Annotated in this window: 8 protein-coding genes; 4 read left to right on the forward strand and 4 right to left on the reverse strand. The window is 49.7% G+C overall.

Annotation, left to right across the window (positions count from 1 at the left end; translation table 11 throughout):
• From HKN79_07615 to HKN79_07625, 3 genes are all read left to right on the forward strand, one after another.
• Window positions 1-151 (forward strand): glycosyltransferase (locus HKN79_07615; protein NNC83428.1); only part of this gene is annotated, 151 nt, incomplete at its 5' end.
• Window positions 152-278: 127 nt separating this feature from the next.
• Window positions 279-647: a DUF2116 family Zn-ribbon domain-containing protein gene (locus tag HKN79_07620; GenBank protein NNC83429.1), complete on the forward strand. Its 369-nt coding sequence runs from the start codon at window positions 279-281 to the stop codon at window positions 645-647.
• 322 nt (window positions 648-969) lie between these two features.
• Window positions 970-1362: a hypothetical protein gene (locus tag HKN79_07625; GenBank protein ID NNC83430.1), complete on the forward strand. Its 393-nt coding sequence runs from the start codon at window positions 970-972 to the stop codon at window positions 1360-1362.
• A 14-nt stretch (window positions 1363-1376) separates the two neighbouring features.
• Here HKN79_07625 and HKN79_07630 read toward each other — a convergent pair whose 3' ends face one another.
• The 4 genes from HKN79_07630 to HKN79_07645 form a co-directional block, all read right to left on the reverse strand.
• Entirely contained in the window at window positions 1377-2807 is a 1431-nt protein-coding gene (locus HKN79_07630) for a DUF5106 domain-containing protein (GenBank protein ID NNC83431.1), read from the reverse strand.
• A 75-nt stretch (window positions 2808-2882) separates the two neighbouring features.
• On the reverse strand, window positions 2883-4484 hold the full coding sequence (locus HKN79_07635) for a peptide chain release factor 3 (GenBank protein NNC83432.1): 1602 nt from the start codon (window positions 4482-4484) through the stop codon (window positions 2883-2885).
• Between the two features lie 25 nt (window positions 4485-4509).
• The gene (locus HKN79_07640) at window positions 4510-5805 is read right to left on the reverse strand and encodes a deoxyribodipyrimidine photo-lyase (GenBank protein ID NNC83433.1); all 1296 of its coding nucleotides are present in this window, start codon (window positions 5803-5805) and stop codon (window positions 4510-4512) included.
• A 24-nt stretch (window positions 5806-5829) separates the two neighbouring features.
• Window positions 5830-6729: an EamA family transporter gene (locus HKN79_07645; GenBank protein ID NNC83434.1), complete on the reverse strand. Its 900-nt coding sequence runs from the start codon at window positions 6727-6729 to the stop codon at window positions 5830-5832.
• Between the two features lie 65 nt (window positions 6730-6794).
• On the opposite strand from HKN79_07645, the gene bshA reads away from it, so the two are divergent.
• The coding region (gene bshA / locus HKN79_07650) for an N-acetyl-alpha-D-glucosaminyl L-malate synthase BshA (GenBank protein ID NNC83435.1) at window positions 6795-7770 on the forward strand (976 nt) is incomplete at its 3' end.

The raw sequence follows: 7770 nt of genomic DNA on the forward strand, positions 1-7770 counted from the left end.
GTGGAGCTCTGAAGATGTATTCTTGGACACCGTGCTCGACTTGAAGAAGCACGAAGCATCCTATCACATCTTGAGCACTTTGAATGACGTGGATCGTGAAGAGGATCTCACCGAAGAACTCAAACAACTTCTAGAGAAACAGGATTCCTGAAAATGTGAATGTCAGCCATTCGATAACGTCTCGATCCGAGATGATAGCAATATCGCAATATTACGTTGAGTGATTCCGGACATCAATTGGACTTGACGAATCCCTTCAATCCATTATTTTCATCGCCATGCCCAATGATTCTCAAAAGGCCTGTCAAGAATGTGGCACTTCCATCCACGGAAGGGAGGACAAGAAATTCTGTAGCGAACAGTGTAAGAATACTTGGAACAACCGCAGGAACAGAGCGGCCAATGCTGCCATACGGAGAACGAATGCCATTCTCAGGAAGAACCGGAGGATCCTATTGGATATGAATCCGACAGGGAAGAAGAAGGTGAAAAGAGAGGATCTGATACGTGCGGGATTCGATTTCAACTACTTCACCGAAGTGTATCAGACAAAAAAGGAACAGGAATATCGATACTGCTACGACCAAGGGTATCTGGAGATCTCTCCAGGCTGGTACATCCTGGTGGAGAAGAAGGAATTCTCCTGATCAGCTGGCCCAGAAGTAGATGATCAAAATGATGAATGCCAGAACGGCAACGGCTACTATGACCGGTCCTCCGATCTCATTTTCTTCTGGTTCTAAGTGCTCTCCCATAGTTCTCGATTTGAGGGCAAATTTCATTTTTTTTCTGAGATATGTGACCTTTTCTATCCTTTCCGTCTTAAAGACGATTGTTGAGAGACAATTCCTTGGTCTAATGTGTTATAAGAGGTAGAAAAGATCCCGGATTCGTCCGGGATCACCTTTTTTAAAGCCTTTCTTATCTTGTAAAGGCCAATTTTACCGAAGCACCGACAATCAATAACCTATGTTACGTATCCTTCTCTCCATTCTCGCTGGCGTCTTCGCTGGCGGAATAGCCGTGGCCATACTCGAGGTATGGCTGATGGACCTGCTCTTCGATATGCCGGACTCTATGATTCCGGATGACCCTGAAAGTGTAGCTGCTCACATAGAAATCATACCTACTGGAGCCAAGTGGCTCGTTGTGCTCGCTCAGGGCGTGGGCGCATTCGTAGCCACCTGGGTGGCTGCCCGAGTGTCGCAGGATAATCGCAAGGCTGCTATGACGGCCGGGATCATCATCTGCGTATTCACCGTGATGAATCTATTTATGATTCCTCACCCAGCATGGATGTCTGTGGCTATGCCTTTAGTGGCCATACTCGGTCTGGTCTTCGGACTGCGGAATACCGCTTGACCTCGGAATTCAGGTCAGCTTTCCTTCTTATCCAGTTCACGCTGGATGATCTGCTCCAGTTGGTCGATCCCGACCTTCTTGGCGATGATCTTCTTCTCCTTATCCAAAAGCAGGACTACAGGAGTGGAGTGTACATCATAGTACGTGCGGAAGTAGTCCGGGTGCTCGGGACTATCCGATACATTGATCAACTTGCCCATTTCCGGGTGCTCACGTAGATATTCCACCCATTCCTCATTCTCATGGGGATTGCCTACCGCATAGACCTTCACCCCTTTATCAGCAAACTTCTCATACATCTTGACCACCTTGGGATTCTCCTTCTTGCAATGTCCACACTCGGGATCCCAGATGTAGATGACCGTATAGTCGGCATCCACATCATAGAGCGAGGTGAATCGTGTGCCTGTGGTATCATGGAGGTTCATCATAGGCGCTTTCTTACCTAGTAAGGTGGGTTTCATGCGCATGGCCCGATCGGTGACGCTGGCCATGCTGGTGCTGTCCATCCATGGCGTGCGGCCCGTCATATAATAGTTCTCGATCATATGCACGAATGCGGCATCCATACCCATGATCTTGCTCGTCTCGAAGCTATAGGTCAGATAGTGCACCACGTATTTGAAGAGTTCCTCGTCATAATCCACCTTCTGGATGAATTCATCTGCGTAGCGGCTGACTGTATCGGGATTCTGTAGAATCGCATTGCTGAAGAAATCCTTGAACTTCTTGTCGAATTCCGGGGTACGGGCGATAGCTGGATTATCCAAGGGCACATTGTCGAAGAAATGTTCGACATAGTATCGGTACTGGAAAAGCGAGTCGGTGACCACTCCATTCTCATCTTTGGGAGGATCCGGAATCTCTATCGGTATGGTCATGCCGATGACCTGTGCGCCCCAGTTATCGGGATGCTTCTCCAAGAGTTCCCTCTGTTTGGCTCCTACATCCTTATTGATCTGTACGATCTGTGTGCTGATCTCACCGCTCTTGACCGAGTCCGAAGCATTTTCTACCAGCGCCTCATTGAGTTGGCTCACCTCTTTCTTCTTCTGATTGATGAACTGGATGTACTCGTAATACACCTGATTGCAATCCGAGCCCTTGACCTCGATGTTGCCGATGAAATCGCTGGTATCGCTCTCTATCTCGAAGTGCTGGTCCTCATCCAACAGCACCTCGTAGAGCTTAGGGCCGGGGAGTACAAATGCATATTTCCCACCTCGCATCGCTTCCTCCCCTTCAAATACAGCTATCCCCTTCTTATTGAATCGAGCGGTATCAGCATAGTAGAGTTTGGAACCGAAATAATTGGCCAGATACACTGTGCTGTCCTTCAAGCTGCCCACATCCAGGGTGATACGGTATCCCTGGGCTGAGAGGGATGATGTGAAGAAGAGAAGTCCAGTAAGGATCGATAGGGAGAGAATGAATCTGTTTTTCATTGCTTTCGATTGATACCTGAGCGATTTTACGTTTTCGACAGAGCGAAGTTATAACGTCTCTCCACTCAGCAAACTTCACGCCATTTCATTGCGTGTCTTGAATTCACTGGTCAGGTGGAACTCTATGTCCGGATTGTTCTCTTTCTCCAGGTTGAGCATCCAAGCAGAAGGGGCAAGGTAGACGTAATTCCCATCCTTATCCAGAACGATCTCGCTATGCTTGATCCTACAGAACTCCTGCAGCTTGGCCGGGTTATCCGAGGTCAACCAGCAGGCCTTGTGGAAGTTGAGTGGCCTGAATTCACAGCTGGCACCGTACTCGTGCTCCAATCTATACTTGATCACATCGAACTGCAGTTCGCCCACCACACCTACGATACGGGTATTGCCTATCTGCTTGACGAAGAGCTGTGCTACTCCTTCATCGGTCAGCTGCTGGATACCTTTTTCGAGTTGCTTGCTCTTCATGGGGTCCTTGTTGACCAGTTCTCTGAAGATCTCCGGTGAGAAGGAGGGGATACCTCTGAACATGAATTCTTGTCCCTCGGTCAATGTGTCGCCAATCTTGAAATTTCCCGTGTCATACAGGCCTACCACGTCCCCGGGATAGGCTTCTTCGATGAGGCTTTTGCTGCTGGCCATGAAGGTCGTAGGATTGGAGAATCGCAGTTTCTTGCTCTCGCGCACATGGTGATAGAAAGTATTGCGCTCGAACTTCCCAGAGCACACCCGCAAGAAAGCGATACGGTCCCGATGCTTGGGATCCAGATTCGCGTGGATCTTGAATACGAATCCGGAGAAATCCTTTGCGATAGGATCCACTTCTCCTTCCGTGGTCTCTCTAGGTTGTGGACGTGGAGCGATGCGGCAGAAAGTGTCCAAGAGTTCCTGTACTCCGAAATTATTGATGGCCGATCCGAAGAATATCGGAGCTACTTCTCCCGAGGTGTAGACACTCGGGTCGAATTCCTCATAGACCCCATTGATCAACTCCACATCCTCGCGGAGTTGATCGGCCAGTTGCGTACCTACCATCTCATCCAGGATGGGATCGCTCAGGTCCTTCACTACAATAGCATCCTTCTCCACCTTGGTCTTGCCGGCTGCGAATAGTTTGACCGAAGAGTCATACAGATTGTAGATGCCCTTGAAGGTAGCGCCCACGCCAATGGGCCAGGAGAGGGGGCGTACTTTGATATTGAGTTGAGTCTCCAGTTCGTCCACCAGGTCAAAGGCATCTTTACCTTCCAGGTCCATCTTATTGGCGAAGATCATCACCGGTGTCTTGCGCATGGTGCACACTTCCATGAGGCGCTCGGTCTGCGCCTCCACACCCTTCACCGTATCCACGACCAGGATGACCGAATCCACTGCGGTCAATGTGCGATAGGTATCCTCAGCAAAGTCGCGGTGACCTGGTGTATCGAGGATATTGATATGCAGACCCTGATATTCGAATCCCATGACCGAGGTGGCCACCGAGATTCCACGTTGCTTCTCTATCTCCATAAAGTCAGAAGTAGCGGTCTTCTTGATCTTATTGGATTTCACAGCACCAGCGGTCTGAATAGCCCCTCCGTAGAGCAAGAACTTTTCTGTAAGCGTAGTCTTACCAGCATCCGGGTGGGAGATGATGGCAAAGGTCTTTCTCTTCTCTATTTCTTCAGTCAATGACATGGCCTGCAAAAGTAAGTTGCCCGTATCAATTCAAGGCCGTCTTATACGTATCCAATGCTCTTTCCCGGGCCATCTTATGCTCGACCATAGGCTCTGGATAATCATCGCTTTCGAATTCAGGCACCCACTGACGGATGTACTTCCTGTCCTTGTCGAACTTATCGATCTGGGTGGTAGGGTTGAAGACCCTGAAATATGGGGCCGCATCGCAGCCCGTACCCGCAGCCCATTGCCAATTGCCATTGTTGCTGGATAGGTCATAATCCAAGAGCTTCTCTGCAAAATAGGCCTCGCCCCAGCGCCAATCGATCAATAGATGTTTGGTCAAGAAGCCCGCTGTGATCATCCTCACCCGGTTGTGCATGAATCCGGTCTCATTCAATTCCCGCATACCCGCATCCACAAAGGGATATCCTGTCTCTCCCTTGCACCATTTTTCAAACTCTTCCTCATTATTCCTCCATTTCACCGCATCGTATTTCCTACGGAAATTATGTTCGACCACATGCGGGAAGTGATAAAGGATCTGCATGAAGAATTCCCGCCAGATCAACTCCTTGGCATAGGTCATATTCACCTCATAGGTCCGTTTGAAGGCCTTGCGCACACTGATAGTCCCGAATCTCAAGTGAGCTCCGATCTTTGATGTTCCACTCATCGCAGGGAGATTCCGAGTCTTATCATAGGTGGAGATCAACTCCTCATCGATATCATACGCGGGGACTTTGATCGCGCTCTCCTTGAATCCTATATCCGCCAGGCTAGGTAGATCCGGCCTTTTTTTGAACTCGTGATAGCGATGCATATTCTTGGACGACCAATGGGGCTCGAGCATCGATTCTTCCAGTTGGCTCAGCCACTTCTTGCTATAAGGTGTATAGACGGTGTAGGGGTCGCCATCATCCTTGACCACTTCATCCTTCTCGAATATCACTTGGTCCTTGTGCATGTGAAATGGAATGTCATGTTGAGCCAGTAGTTTCTGGATCGATTCATCCCGTTGAAGCGCGTAGGGTTCATAGTCTCCGTTGGTATGGACTTCAGCTATGTCATAGCCCTTGATCAATTTCTTCCAGATCTCCAGAGGCTTACCATGTTGTATGACCATGCCGCTTCCTTTCTCCAATAATTGAGCGTGCATATCGCTCAACTGTTGATGGATGAAGGTCACTCGGGCATCGTCCTCAGGGAGTTCTTCCAGAATATCAGAGTCGAAGATGAAAAGCGGGATGGTAGGATGGTCGGATTCCAAGGCCTTGTACAGCCCATGATTATCATCGAGCCGTAGGTCTCTGCGGAACCAGTGGATGGAAACTTTCATGTAGGTCAGGGTGTTTCTTGATTCTTAGACATCGATACGTTCTTTAAGCTTCTTCTGGACCGCTGCGAGGGAACGTACCGAGCGGAAGGAGCTCCAGACCACAGTGATCAGAATGATCAAAGCTCCTAGAACAATGCGTAGTTCGAAGTCTTCATCCAGGAAGAGGATAGCAATGATCATAGCGTAGACCGGCTCCAATCCAGTGAGTATGGCAGCCGTACTGGCACTCAGGGTCTTCATGCTCTGAATGAAAAGGGCATAGGCCAGTGCGGTACTGAATACGGCCAAGAAGATGATCAGGAATATGTCACGCGTGTGATGCGCTGTACCCGCGTCATAGCCTATGATCCCCAAGGGGAGAAGTACCAATCCTGCGATACTTAGTTGGATGAAGCTCAGTGATTTCCCATCCAGGTCGATGACTTGAAGCTTATTGATCAGATGGACGAAGACGAAAAGCAACGCTGCCGTGAATCCCCAAAGTAGCCCGTGGACATCATCCGGTTCAGGTGAGAATCCAAGAAGAATGGCCGTTCCGATCAAGATGAAGCAGGGGGCTATGAGCAATGAATAGGACCATGGTCTGCGCATGATCAAGGGTTCGAGCACGGCTGTCATCACTGGGAATGTGGATACCGCCACCACACCGATACTCACAGAAGAGACCTTGATGCTGTGATAGAAGGCGATCCAATGGAGTGCCAGCAGTAGACCTGAGAGCAGGAGGACCCAACGGTTCTTCCCCGATACCCGCGGTAAGCCTTGGCTGAAATAGAGCACCGCACCCAGTACCACGGCTGCCAAGAGAGAACGTGCACAGGTGAGAACCGTTGCTGATTGGTCCACCACCTTGGCGATCACCCCGGAAAGGGCAAAGAGCAGCACCGAAAAATGGGCCAGTAGCAATCCACGTCCAGAATTCATCGTGCTAAAATACTTTCCCTTCGATGCAAAGGGCCATCGTAGATTTGTGTTCGATAATTTCTTGTATGCGCATTGGAATAGTACTGTATCCGACCTTTGGAGGGAGTGGCGTGGTGGCGACCGAATTAGGAATCGCTCTGGCAGCCAAGGGCCATGAGGTCCATTTCATCACCTATGATCAACCGGTCAGGCTCGGGAAGGCGAGGAGCAATATCTTCTATCACGAGGTGACCGTCACCGATTATCCGCTTTTCAAGTATGCACCCTATGAATTGGTGCTGACCTCCAAACTGGTGGAAGTGGTGGAATATCACGATCTCGACCTACTCCATGTCCACTATGCGATCCCCCATGCATCAGCGGCCTTCATGGCGCGTAGCATCATGGCACGCAAAGGGCGTCATATCCCATTCATCACCACCTTGCACGGGACGGATATCACCCTGGTAGGTAAGGACTCTTCCTATGAGCCGGTGATCACCTTTGCCATCAATGAATCCGATGCGGTGACGGCTGTGTCCAATAGTTTACGCGAAGACACTCTCAAGAATTTCTCGATAGACCGGGAGATAGAAGTCATCCATAATTTCATCGATACCAAGAGGTATCAATGGCCCTTCAATGAAGAACTCCATCAAAGCTTTGCCTCTCGCGGAGAGCGTCTCTTGGTACACACCTCCAATTTCAGACCGGTCAAGCGCATCGATGATATCATTCGCGCCTTTGCGCTCTTGCAGAACAGGTTGGATTGCAAGCTCCTCTTAATAGGAGATGGACCGGAGCGCAGTCGGGTGCAGACTCTTTGCAAAGAGCTGGGAACATGCGATAAGGTCATCATGCTCGGTAAACTCAAGAAGCCCGAAGAGATCATGGCAGTGGCCGATCTCTATATCCAGGCCTCTGAGCATGAAAGCTTCGGATTGAGTGCCTTGGAGGCCATGGCGAGCGGATGTCCAGTCGTATCGACCGATGCAGGGGGTATCCCTGAGGTGGTAGAGCATGGCAAGAGTGGATTGCTCAATCCAGTAGGTGATATCGAAG

It is taken from the genome of Flavobacteriales bacterium, from assembly GCA_013001705.1.
In the GTDB taxonomy this organism is placed as follows: Bacteria; Bacteroidota; Bacteroidia; order Flavobacteriales_D; family JABDKJ01; genus JABDLZ01.